Origin of the sequence: Amycolatopsis lexingtonensis, from assembly GCF_014873755.1 — a bacterium.
Taxonomy (GTDB): Bacteria; Actinomycetota; Actinomycetes; order Mycobacteriales; family Pseudonocardiaceae; genus Amycolatopsis; species Amycolatopsis lexingtonensis.
On record NZ_JADBEG010000001.1, the window covers coordinates 2967975 to 2986890 of the forward strand.

14 protein-coding genes are annotated in these 18916 nt (G+C 72.6%); 6 read left to right on the forward strand and 8 right to left on the reverse strand.

Going from position 1 to position 18916, the window contains the following annotated elements:
* Window positions 1-24 precede the first annotated feature (24 nt).
* From H4696_RS13485 to H4696_RS13495, 3 genes are all read right to left on the reverse strand, one after another.
* The gene (locus H4696_RS13485; RefSeq protein WP_086864881.1) at window positions 25-507 is read right to left on the reverse strand and encodes a hypothetical protein; all 483 of its coding nucleotides are present in this window, start codon (window positions 505-507) and stop codon (window positions 25-27) included.
* The gene (locus H4696_RS13490; RefSeq protein WP_086864882.1) at window positions 504-2846 is read right to left on the reverse strand and encodes a molybdopterin oxidoreductase family protein; all 2343 of its coding nucleotides are present in this window, start codon (window positions 2844-2846) and stop codon (window positions 504-506) included. The genes H4696_RS13485 and H4696_RS13490 overlap by 4 nt, the downstream gene beginning before the upstream one ends.
* Before the next feature lie 86 nt (window positions 2847-2932).
* Window positions 2933-3349, reverse strand: coding sequence for a MarR family winged helix-turn-helix transcriptional regulator (locus H4696_RS13495; protein WP_249027241.1), 417 nt, complete (start codon window positions 3347-3349; stop codon window positions 2933-2935).
* Between the two features lie 131 nt (window positions 3350-3480).
* On the opposite strand from H4696_RS13495, the gene H4696_RS13500 reads away from it, so the two are divergent.
* From H4696_RS13500 to H4696_RS13525, 6 genes are read left to right on the forward strand one after another with little or no spacing between them, the layout of a single operon-like run.
* A complete protein-coding gene (locus H4696_RS13500) occupies window positions 3481-5274 on the forward strand; it encodes a thiamine pyrophosphate-requiring protein (protein WP_192782297.1) in 1794 nt (597 codons plus the stop codon).
* Window positions 5274-6362: an enolase C-terminal domain-like protein gene (locus H4696_RS13505; RefSeq protein WP_086857861.1), complete on the forward strand. Its 1089-nt coding sequence runs from the start codon at window positions 5274-5276 to the stop codon at window positions 6360-6362. Before H4696_RS13500 ends, H4696_RS13505 begins: the two co-directional genes overlap by 1 nt.
* A gap of 13 nt (window positions 6363-6375) precedes the next feature.
* Complete coding sequence (locus tag H4696_RS13510; protein WP_086857862.1) at window positions 6376-9309, forward strand: FAD-binding and (Fe-S)-binding domain-containing protein; 2934 nt, start codon at window positions 6376-6378, stop codon at window positions 9307-9309.
* A complete protein-coding gene (locus H4696_RS13515; protein WP_143264994.1) occupies window positions 9306-9617 on the forward strand; it encodes a hypothetical protein in 312 nt (103 codons plus the stop codon). The genes H4696_RS13510 and H4696_RS13515 overlap by 4 nt, the downstream gene beginning before the upstream one ends.
* Window positions 9610-10614 carry an SDR family oxidoreductase gene (locus tag H4696_RS13520; protein WP_086857864.1) on the forward strand — a complete coding sequence of 335 codons (1005 nt, stop codon included), beginning with the start codon at window positions 9610-9612 and terminating at the stop codon, window positions 10612-10614. The genes H4696_RS13515 and H4696_RS13520 overlap by 8 nt, the downstream gene beginning before the upstream one ends.
* Window positions 10611-12314: a glycoside hydrolase family 15 protein gene (locus tag H4696_RS13525; protein WP_249026901.1), complete on the forward strand. Its 1704-nt coding sequence runs from the start codon at window positions 10611-10613 to the stop codon at window positions 12312-12314. Before H4696_RS13520 ends, H4696_RS13525 begins: the two co-directional genes overlap by 4 nt.
* A gap of 7 nt (window positions 12315-12321) precedes the next feature.
* Here the strand turns inward: H4696_RS13525 and H4696_RS13530 are convergent, their stop codons facing one another.
* The 5 genes from H4696_RS13530 to H4696_RS13550 form a co-directional block, all read right to left on the reverse strand.
* The gene (locus H4696_RS13530) at window positions 12322-13287 is read right to left on the reverse strand and encodes a TIGR03557 family F420-dependent LLM class oxidoreductase (RefSeq protein WP_086857865.1); all 966 of its coding nucleotides are present in this window, start codon (window positions 13285-13287) and stop codon (window positions 12322-12324) included.
* Window positions 13284-14018: an SWIM zinc finger family protein gene (locus tag H4696_RS13535; RefSeq protein WP_086857866.1), complete on the reverse strand. Its 735-nt coding sequence runs from the start codon at window positions 14016-14018 to the stop codon at window positions 13284-13286. Before H4696_RS13535 ends, H4696_RS13530 begins: the two co-directional genes overlap by 4 nt.
* The gene (locus tag H4696_RS13540) at window positions 14011-17019 is read right to left on the reverse strand and encodes a DEAD/DEAH box helicase (protein ID WP_086857867.1); all 3009 of its coding nucleotides are present in this window, start codon (window positions 17017-17019) and stop codon (window positions 14011-14013) included. Before H4696_RS13540 ends, H4696_RS13535 begins: the two co-directional genes overlap by 8 nt.
* An 88-nt stretch (window positions 17020-17107) precedes the next feature.
* The gene (locus tag H4696_RS13545) at window positions 17108-17938 is read right to left on the reverse strand and encodes an SDR family NAD(P)-dependent oxidoreductase (RefSeq protein WP_086857868.1); all 831 of its coding nucleotides are present in this window, start codon (window positions 17936-17938) and stop codon (window positions 17108-17110) included.
* A complete protein-coding gene (locus tag H4696_RS13550; RefSeq protein ID WP_086857869.1) occupies window positions 17935-18873 on the reverse strand; it encodes an SDR family NAD(P)-dependent oxidoreductase in 939 nt (312 codons plus the stop codon). Before H4696_RS13550 ends, H4696_RS13545 begins: the two co-directional genes overlap by 4 nt.
* Window positions 18874-18916: the final 43 nt, after the last annotated feature.

The window sequence follows — 18916 nt, forward strand, 5'->3', positions numbered from 1 at the left end:
GCGACGTCCGCGAGTGACGGCTGATCAGCTGGCCAGCACCTGCGGGGAAAGGATCTTCAGCATGGCGTTGGTCCACTTCAGCTGACGCACCGTCCGCGGGTGACAGCGTCCGGCGAGCGCGAGCAGATCGGGATCCTTGACCGCTTGGGCACCTTGGGCCACCAGTTCCCAGTCCAGGGACACCCCGGCCGCCTTGCGGTGCAGCCGCCGCAGGTCCGCCAGCAGCACCAGTCCCGGCTCGGGACGGCGGCCGGTCAGCTCGGCGACCGTGGCACGGATCGCCTCCAGCGGCCCGGATGGCGAGGGGACTTCCGGGGACAGCTCGACGTCGTAGCCGCGGGCCGCTTCGGCCAGCTCGCGGACGTTTTCCCGCGACCAGCGCGCCAGATCGTGGGCGACGTGGTGGACCTCGTGCTCGGCGGCGTGCCGGTCGGCGACCTTGACCAGGTCCTTCGCCAGCGCCGTCTCCGACCGGTGCAGTTCGCGGAGCGCCAACCCGAGTTTCACCGCGCACCTCCGGTCGACACGGGCCGGATGGCGGCCGCGGCGGTCTTGAACAGCGGCTGTTTGGACACCGGGTCCCACTCGGTCCTCGTCAGCTCGTTCGCGGCGCGGTCGGCCCGGCCGCCTGTGGGGTCGTCGGTGTCGAAGTAGCCGTAGTGGAAGGGGATGAAGAGCACTCCTTCCCGGATTCCGCCGACGCGCACGCGGGCGAACACCCGGCCACGCGGGGTGGTGATCTCCGCCCACGCGCCGTCGTGGAGATCGAGCCGCTTCGCGTCCACATCGGACACTTCGACCCAGGACTCCGGGGCTGCGGCCTGCAACTGCGGCGCGCGGGCCGTCTTGGTCCGGGTGTGGAAGTGGTAGATCGTGCGCCCGGTGATCAGCGCGAACGGGTGGTCCTCCCCCGGCGTTTCGTGCGGCGGCAGGTATTCGGCGGCCTTGAGCATCGCTTTCCCGTCCGGGTTCATCGCCCGGTACTCGTCCGGTTCCACCGGCGCACCCGTGATCAAGTCGCGGCCGTAGCTTTCGCAGTAATCGGGCTGGGCGAAGAACTTCCCGTCGGCGTAAAGCCGTTCCGCGCCGTCGGGATTTTCCTCGTTGCACGGCCATTGGACGCCGCTGGTCGCCCGCAGCTTCGCGTAACTCAGGCCGGTGTAGTCGCACGGGCGGCCCGCCGTCGCGCGTTTCCACGCCTCGAACGCCGACTCGGCGTCGTGCCAGGACGGCAGCGGCGCGCCATCCTTGTCCCGGAAGTCCATGCGGCGCGCGTAGTCGAGCAGGATGTCCAGGTCCGGCCGCGCCTGCCCAGGTGGCTCGACGGCCTTCTCCGACAGGTGGACGGTGCGGTCGGCGTTGGTGACCGTGCCGGTCTTCTCGCCCCAGATCGCCGCCGGCAGCACGACGTCGGCGAGTTCGGCGGTTTCGGTGCGGAAGGCGTCCTGGACGACGAGGAAGAGCCGGTCCTGGCTCAGGATCGACCGGACGCGCCGCAGCTCCGGCAGCGAGACCGCCGGGTTGGTCGCCGAGACCCACAAGAACCGCAGCGTGCCGTTTTCGGCGTAGCGCAGCAGCTGCATCAGGTGCGTCGGCGGCCCGTAGTGCGGGATGGTCGACTGCTCGACGTTCCACAGCTCGGCCAGCTCGGCGACGTGCGCGTCGTTGGCCCAGTTGCGGAACCCGGTCAGGTCGCCGTCGGCGCCGCACTCGCGGGTGTTCTCCGCGGTCGGCTGGCCGTTCATCTGCAGGACGCCCGCGCCGGGCTTGCCCAGCATTCCCCGCAGCAGCACGAGGTTGTTGACCTGCACGGACGCCGCACTCGCCTGGTGCGACTGGTAGAAGCCCTGCAGGACGGTGCACAGCAGCCGTTCGGCCGACCCCAGCAGTTCGGCGGCGGCGGTGATCTCGCCGGCGTCGAGCCCGCAGATCTCCGCGACCCGGTCCGGCGGGTACCCGGCGACCATCTGCTTCAGGTCGTCGTAGCCGACGGTGCACCGGCGGACGTAGTCGTGGTCGACCCGGTCGTGGGCGATGACCTCGTGCAGGAGGCCGTTCATCAGCGCCAGGTTGGTGCCGGGCAGCGGGGCGAGGTGCAGCGTCGCCGCGCGCGCGACCGGGGTGTCGCGGGGGTCGACGCACAGGATGGCGGGCGGGTTCGGGCCGGCGAGCCGGTCGAGCACGCGCGACCACAGCACGGACTGCGTTTCCGCGACGTTGTGGCCGAAGAGCGCGATGACGTCGGCGTGGTCGACGTCGGTATAGGAGGCGGGCTGGCCGTCGCAGCCGAAGGACTCCTTGAGCGCGGCGGCCGCGGTGGCCGTGCAGAGCCGGGTGTTGCCGTCGAGGTGGTTCGTGCCGAGACCGGCGCGGGCGATCGCGGCGAGCGTGTAGTACTCCTCGGCGAACAGCTGGCCGCTGGTGTAGAAGCCGATCGCGCTGGGTCCCTGCTCGTCGAGCAGTTCCTTGCTGCGCCCGGCGACCAGTGCCATCGCCTCGTCCCAGGTCGCCGCGACGAGCTCGCCGTCTCGGCGGACCAGCGGGGTCGTCAGCCGGTCGGGCGAGGAGTTGGCCTGCCAGCCGTAAAGGTCTTTCGGGTCCAGCCGGCCGCGGTTGACGCGGTCGTCCGCCCGGCCCCGCACGCCGACGATCGCGCCGTCCTTGACCGCGAGGTCGAGACCGTCACCGTTGGAGTGCAGCACGGCGGCGGTGCGGACCCAGCGGTCGATGTCATCAGACGCCAGCCCGTCGGCGAGGTGGCTGTCCACGCGCACCGGCCACGCTTCGCCGGGGCCGTAAGGCGTCCGGGCACCCCACGGCTGGTCGATGGCGTCCCGTCCGGCCACGATCGCACCTCCCGTCCACTACCGGCTGAGGCGCGATTACCCGCGTGCGTGCCTGGCAAACACACGTCGTTTGCCGGACGCAAATGTCAGGGCGCGTCCGGGGTGGCGACCGAGGCGAAGTTCGCGAACGCGGTGAGCACCGAGGCCCGGACGTCCTCGTCGAGCCGGTCGAGCACGGCGGCGAGCACCCGCCGCCGGTCCTCGTCGACCCGCCCGACCAGCTGGCGCCCCTTCGCCGTCGGCGCCAGCAGCGTCTCGCGCCGGTTGAGTGGGTTCTGCGCCTTCTGGAGCAGGTCGAGGCCGGTCAGGCGCTCACACGCCCGGGTGACGGTCGAGGGGTTCATCGCCAGCTCGTCGGCGACGCGGCTCATCGTCACCGGAGTCCGCTCGCTGACCACCCGCAGGGCGTGGAACTGCGTCAGCGTGAGCTGCCCGGTGGCGCGCTCGACGGTCGAGTCCGCGATCGCCACCATCGCCCGCAGGACCGCCAGTGCGGTCTCCACACCGTGATCCGCGGAAATATTTTGCGTCACGCAAGCATGCTAAGCGCCGAGAGCGGGTACAGCGAATTCGAGTACCGCTTCCGCAGACGGGGTATCCGGCACCGCACCCGAGACACGGCTAAGGAGTTCCCATGGCCCAGACAGTCGGCGACCACCTGCTCCAGCGCTTGCGCGAATGGGGTGTCGAGCAGGTGTTCGCCTATCCCGGCGACGGGATCAACGGCCTCGTCGCCTCCTTCGGCAAAGCGGACAACCAGCCTCGTTTCGTCCAGACCCGGCACGAGGAGATGGCCGCGTTCGCGGCGGTCGGTTACGCGAAGTTCAGCGGAAATGTCGGCGTCTGCATGGCCACTTCCGGCCCCGGCGCGATCCACCTGCTCAACGGCCTCTACGACGCCAAGCTCGACCACGTCCCGGTCGTCGCGATCGTCGGGCAGACCGCCCGCAGCGCGATGGGCGGCAGCTACCAGCAGGAAGTCGACCTGCAGTCGCTCTACAAGGACGTCGCGAGCGAGTATCTCGTCGAGGTGAACGTCGCCGAGCAGCTGCCGAACGCCCTCGACCGGGCGATCCGCACGGCGCAGTCCTCCCGCTGCCCGACCGCGCTGATCATCCCGGCCGACTTGCAGGAAGAGCCGTACGAAGCGCCGAAGCACGCCTTCAAGCAGGTGCCCTCCAGCCCGCCGAGCACGTCCTGGCCGGCGCCGGTGCCCGCCGAGCGCGACCTCGATGCCGCCGCCGAAGTCCTCAACGCCGGCGAGAAGGTCGCCATCCTGGTCGGCCAAGGCGCCCGCGGCGCGGCCGAGGAGGTTCGCCAGGTCGCCGAGGTCACCGGGGCGGGCGTGGCGAAAGCCTTGCTGGGCAAGGACGTCCTGTCCGACGAGCTGCCGTACGTGACCGGCGCGATCGGGCTGCTCGGCACCCGGCCGAGCTACGAGCTGATGCGCGATTGCGACACGCTGCTGATCGTCGGCTCGAACTTCCCCTACAGCCAGTTCCTCCCGGACTTCGGCCAGGCGCGCGCGGTGCAGATCGACCTGGACGGCCGGTTGATCGGGATGCGCTACCCGACCGAGGTCAACCTCGTCGGCGACAGCGCGGCCACCCTCCGGGCCATCCTGCCCCGGCTGACGAGCAAACCGGACCGCTCGTGGCGCGAGACGGTCGAGAAGAACGTCTCGTCCTGGTGGGACACCATCGACAAGGAAGCCGACGTCGACGCCGACCCGGTGAACCCGATGCTCGTCGTGTCGGAGCTGTCGAAGCGGATCCCCGAAAACGCGATCGTCACCGCGGACTCCGGCTCCTCCACCAACTGGTACGCCCGCAACCTGCGCATCCGCGGCGACATCCGCGGCTCGCTGTCGGGCACCCTCGCCACCATGGGCCCGGGCGTGCCGTACGCGATCGGCGCGAAGTTCGCCCACCCGGACCGGCCGGTGATCGCCCTCGTCGGCGACGGCGCCATGCAGATGAACGGCCTCGCCGAGCTGATCACCATCGCCCGCTACCAGAGCCTGTGGACCGACCCGACGTGCGTGATCTGCGTGTTCCACAACAACGATCTCAACCAGGTCACCTGGGAGCTGCGCGCGATGGGCGGCGCGCCGAAGTTCGAGGAGTCCCAGAGCCTGCCGGACGTCGACTACGCCGGTTTCGCGCTCTCGCTCGGGCTCACGGCCGTCACGGTGGACAAGCCGGACCAGCTCGCGTCGGCGTGGGACACGGCGCTGTCCGCGGGCAAGCCCGCGGTGCTCGACGTCCGCTGCGACCCCGAGGTGCCGCCGATCCCGCCGCACGCCACCTTCGAGCAGGTGAAGTCCGCGGCCCAGGCGGTGCTCAAGGGCGACCCCGACGCGTTCCACCTCGTCGCGCAGGGGGTCAAGACGAAGCTGCAGGAGTTCTTGCCGGGCAAGAAGAACTGATGTCCACCGTCGACCGGGTCGGTGCCCGCGCCTACCGGGTGCCGACCCCCGGCCCGGAGGCGGACGGGACCCTGGAGTGGGACTCGACGACGATCGTCGTGGTGCACGTCGAGGCGGCGGGCGTCACCGGGCTGGGCTGGACCTACGCCGACGCGGCCTGCGTGCCGCTGATCGAGGGCACCCTCGCCCCGGTCGTGCGCGGTCGACCGGTGCTCGACGTCCCCGCCTGCTGGACGGCCATGCGGCGCGCCATCCGCAACCTCGGCCGTCCCGGCCTGGTCTCCTGCGCGCTGTCCGCCGTCGACATCGCGTTGTCGGACGCCGCCGCCCGCTCGCTCGGACTGCCCCTCGGCAGGCTGCTCGGCCGGGTGCGCGATGAGGCCGCCGTCTACGGCAGCGGCGGCTTCACCACCTTCAGCGACGGCGAACTGGTCGCGCAGCTGGACGATTGGGTGCGCCGCCGTCGCATTCCCCGGGTCAAGATCAAGATCGGCGAGTCCTGGGGCAGCCGGACGCGCCGCGACCTGGACCGGGTCGCCGTGACGCGGGACAAGGTCGGCGACGACGTCGAGATCTTCGTCGACGCCAACGGCGCGTACCAGGTCGGGCAGGCCCGCCGGATCGCCGAACGGCTGCTGGAGTGGGGCGTCACCTGGTTCGAGGAGCCGGTCTCGAGCGACGACCTCCCCGGGCTCGCGGCCGTCCGCTTCCCCGGCGGCCCGGACGTCGCGGCCGGCGAATACGGCTACGACCTGCCCTACTTCGCGCGCATGGTGCCGGTCGTGGACTGCCTGCAGGTCGACGTCACCCGCTGCGGCGGGTACACCGAGTGGGCCCGGGCGGCCGCCGTCGCCGCGGCGGCCAACCGCGACGTCTCCGCGCACTGCGCGCCGAACCTGTCCGCGCACGCCGCGGTGGCCACGCCGAACTTCCGGCACATCGAATGGTTCGCCGACCACGACCGGATCGAACGCGCCCTCTTCGACGGCTGCCTCGACCCGAGCGGCGGCACCGTCACGCCGTCGATGTCCGTCCCCGGGCACGGCCTGACCTTCCGGCCCGAAGCCGCCGCCGAATACGCACTCTGAAGGAGGAGCAGCGATGGCAGACCTCGACGTCGGCGCGCTCGCCGGAGCGCTGCGGGAAGCGGTCGCCGGCGAAGTCCGCTTCGACCCCGGCACCCGGGCCGCGTACTCGACCGACGCCTCGAACTTCCGCCAGGTCCCGATCGGCGTCGTCCTCCCCCGCACCCCGGAGGACGCCGTCGCCGCGGTCGCGGTCGCGCGGGAGTTCGGCGCCCCGGTCCTGTCCCGCGGCGGCGGCACCAGCCTCGCCGGCCAGTGCACCAACACCGCCGTCGTGCTCGACTTCTCCCAGTACTGCACCGAACTCGAGTCCGTCGACACCGGTGCCCGCACGTGCGTGGTCCAGCCCGGGATCGTGCTCGACGTCCTGAACTCCCGGCTGGCGGAGACCGGCCTGCGGTTCGGGCCGGAACCGGCGACGCACATGAACTGCACGCTCGGCGGCATGATCGGCAACAACTCCTGCGGCGCCACCGCCCAGCGGACCGGCAAGGTCGTCGACAACGTCAAGCGCCTGGAAGTCCTCACCTACGACGGCACCCGCTTCTGGTGCGGTGAAACCACCGACGAGGAATACGCCGAAATCGAACGCCACGGCGACAAGCGGTCGGCGATCTACCGGCAGCTCCGCCGGCTGCGCGACGAGTACGCCGACGAGATCCGCCGCCGGTTCCCGGACATCCCCCGCCGCGTTTCGGGCTACAACCTCGATTCCCTGCTGCCCGAGCACGGTTTCGACGTCGCCGGGTTGCTCGTCGGCAGCGAGTCCACTTTGGTCACCGTGCTGCGGGCCGAGCTGGAACTGGTGCCCGTGCTGCCGGAGCGGACGCTCGTCGTGCTCGGCTACCCCGACATCGCCACGGCCGCCGAGGCCGTGCCGTCGATCCTGCCGCACGAGCCGGTCGCGCTGGAAGGCGTCGACCACAAGCTGATCCGCGACCAGCAGATCAAGGACATGAACCCGCAAGCTCTCGAGGAACTCCCCGAGGGCCGCGCGTTCCTGATGGTGCAGTTCGCCGGGCGGACCACCGAAGAGGTCGACGCCCAGGCCCACCGGATGCTCACGGCCCTGCACGGCACCGCGCACGAAGCCGACGTCGAGTTCCTGGACGACCCCGAGCGGGAAAACGAGCTGTGGCAGGTCCGCGAAGCCGGGCTCGGCGCGACCGCGCACGTCCCGGGCAAGGCCGACACCTTCGAAGGCTGGGAGGATTCCGCCGTCGCACCCGGACGGCTCGGGGAGTACCTGCGGAAGCTGACGGCGCTGTACGAGGAGTTCGGCTACGCGAGCGAGACCGGGCCGAGCCTGTACGGGCACTTCGGCCAAGGCTGCGTGCACACCCGGATCCCGTTCGACCTCTACTCCGCCGACGGCGTCGCCACCTACCGCCGGTTCATGGAACGCGCGGCCGACCTCGTCGCGTCGATGGGCGGTTCCTTGTCGGGCGAGCACGGCGACGGGCAGTCGCGCGGCGAGCTGCTGCCGAAGATGTTCGGCGCCGACCTCGTCACCGCGTTCGGCAGGCTCAAAGCCGTCTTCGACCCGGAAAACCGGATGAACCCCGGCAAGGTCGTCGCCCCGGCCCGGCTCGACGAACACCTGCGCCTCGGCGGCGACTGGGCGCCGGCGGACCCGCGGGACCTGCGCTTCCGGTTCCCCGGCGACGGCGGTTCGTTCGCCCAGGCCGCCAACCGCTGCGTCGGCGTCGGCCGCTGCCGGCAGCACACCACCAGCGGCGGGGAGGTGATGTGCCCGTCGTACCAGGTGACCGGCGAAGAGGAGCACTCCACGCGGGGGCGGGCTCGGCTGCTGTTCGAGATGCTCGACGGGCACGGCGACAGCCCGGTCGGCGACGGCTGGCGCTCCACCGAAGTCCGCGACGCGCTCGACCTCTGCCTGGCCTGCAAGGGGTGCAAGACCGACTGCCCGGCCAATGTGGACATGGCCACCTACAAGGCGGAGTTCCTGTCCCACCACTACGAAGGCCGCCCGTGGCGCCGGCCGCGGTCCGACTTCACGATGGGCTGGCTGCCCGCCTTCGCCCGGCTCGTCGGCAAGCTCCGCGCCGGAAAGCTGGTCAACGCCCTCACGCACGCCCCGGGCCTGGCCCGGCTGGCCACGCTGGCCGCGGGCGTCGAGAACCGCGAAATCCCGCTGTTCGCAGGGGAAACACTGCAGCAGTGGTTCGCCCGCCGCATGCCACGCGGTACGGGCGCCCGCGGCACGGTGCTGCTGTGGCCGGACACGTTCACCAACTCCTTCCACCCGCACGTCGGGCAGGCCGCGGTCCGGGTCATGGAAGACGCCGGGTGGCGGGTGGCGCTGCCGTCCGCGCCCCTCTGCTGCGGCCTCACCTGGATCTCCACCGGGCAGCTCGACGTCGCCAAGCGCATCCTCGCCCGCACCGTCCGGGCGCTGGCCCCGCATCTGCGCGAAGGCGGACTCGTCGTGGGCTTGGAACCCAGCTGCACGGCCGTGTTCCGGTCGGACGCGTTCGAGCTGTTCCCCGGCGACCAGGACGTCCGGCGGCTGCGCGCGCGGACGGTCACCCTCGCCGAGCTGCTCACCGAGCACTCCCCCGGCTACCGCCCGCCACAGCTCGAGGTGAAGGCGATCGCCCAGGTGCACTGCCACCAGCACGCGGTCCTGGGCTGGGACGCCGATCAGCAGCTGCTGAAAGCGGCCGGCGTCGACGCCGAACACCTGGACTCCGGTTGTTGCGGCCTGGCCGGGAACTTCGGGTTCGAGAAGGGGCACCTCGACGTCTCCGAGGCGTGCGCCGAGCGCGTCCTGCTCCCCCGCGTCCGCGCCGCCGAGCCGGGCACCGCGGTGCTCGCCGACGGGTTCAGCTGCCGCACCCAGCTGCACCAGCTCGACAGCGGCGGCCGGGAAGGCGTGCACCTGGCCGAACTCCTCGACTTCGCGCTCGGCAAGGGCGGCCCGCGGTGACGCGCCCGGATGCGGCGGCCCGCATCGCGTGGGGCCTGGGAATTCTGGCCGCTTCCCGTCGGCTGCCCGTGCCGCGGGAAGTGGCCGTGGCCCTCGCCATGCGTCACCTCGCACAAGCGGTCGCGACCCTGCGGCGGCCAAACGGTTTCGTCGCGCACTGGGGCTGGACCGCCGACGTCGCACACGGCGTGAGCATGCTCGGCCTCGCCGCCGTTTCGCCCCGGTGGCGTGCGGCGGCGCTGGTGAACGCGGTCGTCGCGGCCGCCTGGGCCCGTGCGGCCAAACAGAACGGAGGTAACCATGTCTGACACCCAGGTCGTCGTCGTGACCGGAGCCAGCGGCGGCATCGGCCGCGCGGTCGCCCGTGCCTTCGGCGCCCGGCGGGCGCGGGTCGCGCTGCTGGCCCGCGGCGAACGCGGGCTGGCGGCCGCCGCCGCGGACGTCGAACGCGGCGGCGGAACCGCCTTGGCGATCCCCACCGACGTCGCCGACTTCGGCGCGGTCGACGCCGCCGCCGAGCGGGCCGAGAAAGAACTCGGGCCGATCGACGTCTGGGTCAACGTCGCCTTCACCTCGGTCTTCGCCCCCTTCGAAGACATCGGGCCGGACGAGTTCCGCCGCGTCACCGAGGTCAGCTACCTCGGCTACGTCCACGGCACGATGGCCGCCCTGAACCGGATGAAGCCGCGGGACCGCGGCACGGTGGTCCAGGTCGGCTCCGCGCTCGCGTACCGCGGAATCCCGTTGCAGAGCGCCTATTGCGGCGCCAAGCACGCCATCCAGGGCTTCAACGAATCGCTGCGCTGCGAACTCCTCCACGAAGGCAGCCACGTCCGGACGACCATGGTGCAGATGCCCGCCGTCAACACCCCGCAGTTCTCCTGGGTGCTTTCGCGGCTGCCGGACCACGCGCAGCCGGTGCCCCCGATCTACCAGCCCGAGGTCGCCGCCCGCGCCGTGCTGTACGCCACCGATCACCCCCGCCGGCGGGAGTACTGGGTCGGCGGCAGCACCGCCGGCACGCTCATCGCAAACGCCGTCGCGCCCGGGATCCTCGACCGCTACCTCGCCAAGACGGGCTTCAAAGCGCAGCAGACCGGCTCGCCCAAGCCCGCCGACCAGCCGGCGAACCTGTGGGCACCGGCCGACCGTGACACAGACTTCGGCGCCCACGGCGAGTTCGACGCGAAGTCCACGCCGCGCAGCCTCCAGCTGTGGGCGAGCCGGCACCACGGCCTCCTCGCGGCGGGCGGCAGTGCCCTGGCCGCGACGGCGCTGGCCGTCTGGCGGCGGGCTCGCTCGTGACCGGCTTCGCCCCGCACGTCCTGCGCGAGTACGCGCTGCTGGCCGACGGCGAGCGCGGCGCGCTGGGCGGCCCACGCGGGGACATCTGCTGGCTCTGCGCGCCCGGGTGGTCCGACAGCGCCGTGCTGTCCTCGCTCATCGGCGGCACCGGCAGCTACACCGTCAGCCCGGTGGACACGTACGTCTGGGGCGGGTACTACGAGCCCGGCAGCCTGATCTGGCGCAACCGCTGGGTGACGACGTCGACCGCGGTCGAATGCCGGGAAGCGCTGGCCCGCCCCGCGGACCCGCACCGGGTGGTCCTGCTGCGCCGCGTCGAAGCCGTCGAGCGGGACGTCCGGGTCCGCGTCCGGCTCGACCTGGCCGACGACTTCGGCCGCCGCCCGTTGTGCGAGCTTCGCCGCGGCGACGACGGGACGTGGACCGGCCGCGCCGGCGACCTTTGGGTGCGGTGGACCGGCGCCGCCGGGCCCGGGCTGGGGTTCGAGCTGACCGTCCCGTCCGGCGGCCACCACGACCTGGTCCTGGAGATCTCCTCGCGGCAGTTGCCGGACCCGGTCGAGGCAGGTCGGCTGTGGCAAGCCACCGAACAGGCCTGGCACGCCGACGTCCCCCGGTTCGAAAACAGCGTCGCGCCCCGGGACGCGCGGCACGCCTACGCGGTCCTGCGCGGGCTGACCACCGGCACCGGCGGCATGGTCGCCGCGGCCACGCTGGGCCTGCCGGAACGCGCCGAAGCCGGCCGCAACTACGACTACCGGTACGTCTGGCTGCGCGACCAGTGCTACGCCGGCCTCGCCGCCGCCGTCGGGGAACCCCATCCGCTGCTCGACGACGCCCTGCGGTTCACCACCGCCCGCGTCCTCGACCACGGCGACCGGCTCCTGCCCGCCTACCGCACCGATGGCACCCCGCCGCCCGGTGAGACGCGGCTGGACCTGCCCGGCTACCCCGGCGGCGCCGGCATCGTGGGCAACCACGTCAACGAACAGTTCCAGCTCGACGCCTTGGGCGAGCTGCTGCAGCTGCATGCGGCCGCGGCCCGCCACGGCCGCCTGGGCGCCGATGACCGGCGCGCCACCGCCATCGTCGTCCAGCTCATCACCGACAGGTGGGACACGCCGGAGGCGGGCGTCTGGGAGCTGCACGACGAGTGGTGGACGCACTCGCGGCTCGCGTGCGTCGCGGGCCTGCGCGCGCTGGCCCGCGAGGTACCCCGCGGCGACGAGCTGACCCGGCTCGCCGACAAGCTGCTCGCCGAAACGACCGCGCGCTGCCTCGGCCCGCGCGGAGCGTGGCAGCGCAGCCCGGCGCACCCCGGCACGGACGCGGCCCTGTTGCTACCGCCCGTGCGCGGCGCCCTGCCACCCGAAGACCCGCGAACGCGCGCGACGCTCGCCGCGGTCGAGGACACGCTGACCGAGGACGGCTACGTCTACCGCTTCGCCCCGGACGACCGCCGCCTCGGCGAGGCCGAAGGCGCGTTCCTGCTGTGCGGCTTCACCATGGCACTCGCGCACTGGCACCAGGGCGACCAGGCCACGGCGTTACGCTGGTTCGAGCGCAACCGCGCGTCGTGCGGACCGCCCGGGCTCTTGGCGGAGGAGTACGACGTCCGGCAGCGCCAGCTGCGGGGCAACCTGCCGCAGGCGTTCGTCCACGCTCTGCTGCTGGAGACCTCGCAGCGCTTCGCCTGCTGAGCGCGGGTCAGCGGAACTCGGGCAGCACGTGCTCCTGCCAGCCGCGGAAGAACGCGTCGTGGTCCGGGCCGACCTGCTGGACGTAGACCTCGTCCACCCCCGCGTCGACGTACTGCCGGACGCGCTCCGCGTGGGCCTTCGGGTCGTCGCCGCACACGATCGCCTCGGCGACGTCGTCGCGCGAGACCAGCGACATCGCCGCGGCGAAGTCCTCCGGTCGCGGGATGATCTGGCCCAGCTGACCCGGCAGCGCGTCGCTGGCCCACAGCCGGTGCGCGACGTCGAGGGCGGCGTCCGCGTCGGCGTCCCAGCTCACCTTCATCCCGGCCTGCACCGGCTTGTCACCGCCGCCGGACTCGCGGAACGCGCGCACCAGGTCGGCGTCCGGCATGACGGTGCAGTAGCCGTCCCCGATCCGGCCGGCGAGCTCGGTCGCCTGCGGCCCGAAGCCGGAGACGTAGATCGGCACCGGCCGCTCCGGCACCGTGTAGATCCGGGCGTCCTGCACCCGGTAGTGCGGCCCGCGGTGGCTGACGGACTCGCCCCGGATGCCGGCCGCGTGCAGTTCCCGGATGACCTCGATCGCCTCTTCGAGCATGGCCAGCCGTTCCCCGACCGACGGCCACGGGTCGCCGAGGATGTGCTCGTTGAGCGCCTCCCCCGACCCCACCCCCAGCACGAACCGCCCGTCGAGCTGCACGGCCGCGGTCGCCGCCGCCTGGGCGATCACCGCCGGGTGCAGCCGGATCGTCGGGCAGGTCACCGCCGTCGTCACCGGCAGCGAGACCGCCTCCGACAGCGCCCCGATCACCGACCAGACGAACGGGCTCTGCCCCTGCTCGTCGTTCCACGGGTGGAAGTGGTCGGAGATCCACAGCTTCTCGAACCCCGCGGCCTCGGCCGCCTTGGCCTGGGCGATCAGTTCACGCGGGCCGTACTGCTCGCAGGACAAGAAGTATCCGATCGACGTCATGGCCCGCGGGTACCCGGCCCGAGGGCCCGGTACACCGGCCGGAGCAGCTCGGCGACGTCTGCACCGGCCACGGTGACCCCGAACGGCGGCGCCTGGTCCAGCAGCGCGTCGACCGCCGTCCGCGGGCCGTGCAGCGGTGCCGCGGCACCCAAGCCCGGAGCCTGACCGCAGTCGAAGAAGGTGTCCATGACGTCGGTCAGGGCCGGCGACGTGTCGGCGGGGTCGCGCGGCTCGGCGGACATGAGCCGGTTCTTCAGCTCGTCGAGCAACGCTTCGCGGTTCCGGCCGCGCAGCGCGAGGACCGTGAACGGATCGTCGGCGACCCGCGCCACGAGCGCGGAGAACACCGCGTTCAGGTGACCGCACGGCACCTCGGCGGCCGGGCAGGTGCAGTCCAGGGACACCTCCCGCGCCGACGACGGGAACAACGGCAGCCGGGCCGCGGTGAAGATCTGCTCGACGTCGCGGGGCAGCTCGCCACCGAGCAGCAGCACCGTCAGCGACGCTTTCGCCGCGAGGGCCTGGGTGATCGCCGCCCAGTCCGGTTTCCCGAACGCCGTGAGCCCGATCCGCACCTGGTGGACGCGGTCGTCCCGCACCTCGGCGTCGACGCGCCCGGCGCCGACCGTCAGGGACTCGACGTGCCCCTGGCCCTGCGCGGGGAGGAGGACGCCGACGGCCGTCAGCGCCCGGATGAACCGGGCCGGCCACCACGGGAGCGGCTCAGTCATCGATCGCGTCCTCCCCCAGGGCGAGCAGGCCGCGCAGCGCGTCCGTGGACAGTTCGGTGAGCCAGCTTTCGCCCTCGCCCACGACCATGCCCGCGAGCGCGCGCTTCTTGGTGATCAAGGTGTCGATGCGTTCCTCGATGGTGCCCGGGCAGAGGAACTTCCGGACCTGGACCCTGCGGCCCTGCCCGATCCGGAACGCCCGGTCGGTGGCCTGGTTCTCCACCGCCGGGTTCCACCAGCGGTCCAGGTGCAGGACCTGATTGGCGGCGGTCAGCGTGAGCCCGGAACCACCCGCTTTGAGTGAGAGCAAGAGGATCCGCGGGCCGTCGCCGGCCTGGAACCGCTCCACGATCGCGTCCCGCGCGCCTTTCGCCAGGCTTCCGTGCAGGAACGCGACTTCGGTGCCGAGCCGGTCGGTCAGGTGGGGCACGAGCAGGTGGCCGAATTCGGTGTACTGCGTGAAGCACAGCACCCGGTCACCCGAGGCGAGGATTTCCGCCAGGATCTCTTCGAGGCGGCTGACCTTGCCCGAGCGGCGGCCGATCGGCGAACCGTCGTGCAGCAGGTGCGCGGGGTGGTTGCAGACCTGCTTGAGCTTCGTGATCGCGGCGAGGACGTTGCCGCGGCGCTTGATGCCCTGGCTGTTCTCGATCTTCTTCATCATCTCGTCGACGATGGCGCGGTAGAGCGTGCCCTGTTCGCGGGTGAGCCGGTACTCCTGCCGGATTTCGATCTTTTCCGGAAGCTCGGGCACGATCACCGGATCCGTCTTCACCCGGCGCAGCAGGTACGGCTGCGTGAGCCGGCGCAGCTCGGCGGCCGTGGCGGTGTCGCCCCGGCGCTCGATCGGGACCGCGAACCGTTGCCGGAACTCGAACCTGCTGCCGAGCAGCCCGGGGTTGAGCAGGTCCAGTACCGACCACAGGTCCGCCAGCCGGTTCTCCACCGGGGTGCCGGTCAGCGCGAGCCGGTGCCCGGCGGTGAACCGCCGCACTGCCTTGGCCGTCGCGGTGTCGGCGTTCTTGATGGCGTGCGCTTCGTCGAGCACCAGGCGCCGCCAGGTGACCGTCTCGAGCTCGCCGGCGTCACGGGCGGCGGTGGCGTAGGTCGTGACGACGAGGTCGGCCGCGGCGACCCGCTCGGCAAGGGCGTCCCCGTGCAGGCGGGCGCCGCCGTGGTGGGCGTGGACCCGCAGGCCGGGCGCGAAGTCCGCCGCCTCCCGCTGCCACATGCCGACCAGCGACATCGGGCACAGCACCAGCGTCGGGCCGCGGTCGCCGTCCGCTCGCTCGAGCGCCTCGAGGGCCAGCGTCTGGACGGTCTTGCCGAGGCCCATGTCGTCGGCCAGGCACGCACCGAGCCCCAGCTCCGACATGAACGCCAGCCAGGCGACCCCCCGCTGCTGGTAGGGGCGCAGCGTGGCGCGGAACGACGGCGGCAGCTCGACCGGCCGCAGTTTCTGCTGGACCCGCCCGGCCAGGACGTCCCCGGCCCAGCCGTCGGCGCTGACGCCGGTGACCGGGAGCGGCGTCTCCCGTGTGAGGTGGACGAGCTCCAGCACCTCGGCCGCGGTGGGGCGCCGGTGCGGGTCGCGGCGCAGGTACTCGAGACCGGCGCGGAGCCGTTCGGGATCGACGCTGATCCACCTCCCCCGCAGCCGCACCAGCGGGGTCTTCGCCGCGACGAGCTTCGCCAGCTCTTCTTCGCCGAGCTCGTCGTCGCCCACCGCGAGCGACCAGCGGAACGCGGCCAGCTCGTCGCGGCCCACCCGGCTGCGGGTGACGACCTGCTCCGACGGCGTGCTGCTGACCGACAGCCGCAACGCGAGCCGGCGCCGGCCGTCCCAGGTGGCCGGGAGCTGCACCTCGAACCCGGCTTCGACGAGCCGGGTCGCGCCCGAGGTGAGGAACTGTTCGGCTTCCTCGACGGTCAGGTCGTACTCGGCCGGTTGCGTCCGGCGCACGGCGGGCGCCAGCACCGGCTCGACGAGCGCGGCGCGGCCGAGTTCGGCGAGGAACAGCCCCTTCGGGTCCCGGACCAGGCCGTTCGCCTCGCCCGACCAGATCTGCCCCGCCGACAGCAGCAAGCTCGGATCGGCGGTCGACCGCAGCAGGAACTGCAGCTGCCACTTGGTGCCGTCCCCGGTCTGGTCGTCCGGATCGTCCTCGGCCGGCCGCCGCAAGGTGCCGACCTCGGCCAGCCGGAAACACGCCCGGCCGTCGACGACGTCGCTGTCGGCGACTTCGTCCCACTTCGCGACGGCCTCGGCCAGGACCCCGAGCTCGTCCAGCGGCAGTTCGACGCGGGGATCGCCGCCCGCCAGCGCGGCCAGCCACACCCCGGCCGCGCCCCGGCCCCCGCGCAGGTCGACGGGCGGATCCGCCCGCGCCAGCCGATCCCGCACCGCGGCGTCGGCCAGGGCGTGCAGGGCATCGGTGACGAGCGCTCGCGGCGAGGCCCCGGTGAGCGGCGCGATCTCCTCGGCCCGCCCGACCGGCGGCATGGCCGCGGCCAGCGCGTCGAACGCGACGAAGTCCACCCCCTGCAGCACCGGGCGCCACCGGGCCTCCGCTGCGTCGCCCCGGCGGAGCAGCGTCGGCAGGACCCGCCCGCGCCGCACCAGGTCCGCGGCCAGGCGGGCCACCGCCCGCAGGTAGGTGACCGAAGCGCCGTAGGAGGCCGAGTCGTCGAGGTCGTCCAGCTCGGCCGCGTCCACGACCAGGGCCGGGACCGACCACGGCCGCAACGACGGAGCCGCGCCCCGCCGCTTGGCGGCCGGCTCGGCGGACGCGAAGGGCCGGTTCGCCCGTGACGGCAGCAGCAGCGTCACCGACGTCGGCTTGCCGGGGTGCAGCGCGGTCAGGCTCGCGCTGGAGACCGCGAACGGGTGCGACAGGGCGATCCGGCTCGGCCGGCTCGACGGGCCGGCCGCGATCCGGTCGTGCTCCGCCCAGAGCAGCAGACCCCGGCCCGGCGACCACAGGGCGTGCACCAACGGCAAGGGCTGAGGCTCCTTCGTCGTCCGATCCGGGTTCCCCGCAGATCGTCGCACGGCGCACGTGGCGGCCCGACGCCCGCCTGAGGGAGCTTCACCGCCAGGGCAGGACTTCGCCGTGGCGGACCAGCTCGCCGTACTGCGCGGGGTCGAGGGGCGCCGACACGAGGTCCAGCAGCACCTCCGCCGCTTGGGCGGGGCTCGGCGCGTCGCGGACGTCCCACCACAGCGCCGACGTCGGGGTGTTCATCATCCCGGGGCAGACGGCGGCGAGCAGGATCCCGCGCGCCAGGTCGTCGTCACGGCGCCCGGCGGCGAGCGCGCGCACGGCCGCGACCTGGCCGATCTTGGACGGGATGTTGACGAACCCCGGCCAGTCACCGCCGCGGGCACTGCCGTCTTTGACCGCGTCACGCCAGGCGGCCACCTGCTTGTCCAACTCGTCCAAAGAGGACAGACCGTCGAACCGGTCGTGCAGCGCCGGTGCCAGGTGCCGCAAGGTGCCGAACGAGCTGGCCACGACGAGGAACCGGCCGCCGTCGCGCAGCAGCGGCGCGAACGCCCGCAGCAGCCGGGTGGTGCCGAAGTTGTTCACCTCGGCGTACTCCTCGACGATCGCGCGGGGGTCGTCATCGGGCCCGACGCGCATGACGGCGTTGCCGAACACGACGTCGACCCCGCCGTGCCGGTCCGCCAGCCGCTCGGCGAGCCGGGCCGGAGCGTGCGGATCGGCGACGTCGAGAACTTCGCCGCGGACCCGGGCGCCCCCGGCGGGCATGGCCTCGACGGCCTGGGCCACGCGTCCGGCGTCGCGGCCGGTGAGGTAGACGGTGTCCTCAGTGGACCACCGCTGGGCGAGCCCGTCGACGAGGGCCAGGCCGAGTCCCTGGGTGGCCCCGGTGACGAGGGCGGCTTTCGGGGTCATGCGATTCCTTTCGCGAGCAGGGTTTCCGACCGGGTCCACAGCCGCTCGGCGCCTTCGGGGTCGAGCGCGTAGCGGGCCACACCGTGCAACGGCGCGGCGTCCCCGCGGCGGTCGATGGTCCCGGTCTCGTTGCAGTCGGCGAAGTAGCGGCCGCCGATCCCGTCGAGCAGCGGCGAGGTGGCGAGCAGGACCGACGTCGCCGCGCCCTGTTCCGGCGTCTTGATCAGCTCCGGCGGGACCTTGCCGGAGCCGCGGCCACCGGTGTGGCGCTGGAGGTTCGTGTAGATCGCGCCGGGCATCAGCGCGTTGGCCGTGATGCCGTCCCCGGCCCAGCGGCGCGTCGCTTCGACCGCGAAGAGCACGTTGGCGGTTTTGGATTGCCCGTAGGCGAGCCACGGGTCGTACGGCTGGAAGGCGAAGTGAATGTCGTCGAAGACCACCGGCGACTGTTGGTGCCCGCTGGAGCTGACCACCACGATCCGCGCGGCGCCGGCCGCGGCCAGCGCGTCGTGCAGGCCGGTGGCCAGCGCGAAGTGCCCGAGGTGGTTGGTGGCGAACTGCCACTCCCAGCCCTGCTCGGTGTACTGCTCCGGCGTCGCCATCACGCCGGCGTTGTTGACGAGGATGTGCAGCGGGCCGTCCCAGGCCGACGTGAAGGCGGCGATCGAGTCGGGGTCGGTGAGGTCCAGCGGCGCGACGCGCAGCGCGGTGCTCCCGGTCGTGGCCGCGATGTCCTTGGCGGCACGCTCCCCCGCCTCGACGTCACGGACGGCCAGGGTCACCTCGGCGCCGGTCGTGGCCAGTGCGCGCGCGGTCTCGGTGCCGAGGCCGGAGGACGCACCGGTCACCACCGCACGCCGGCCGCTCAGGTCGATGCCCGCGGCGACCTCCGCCGCGGTGCTGCGGAAACCGAAGGGAGTCTTGATCAGGTCCATGACTCCACGCTAGATCCGCTCGGGCCATGCGAAAAGTGAAAGG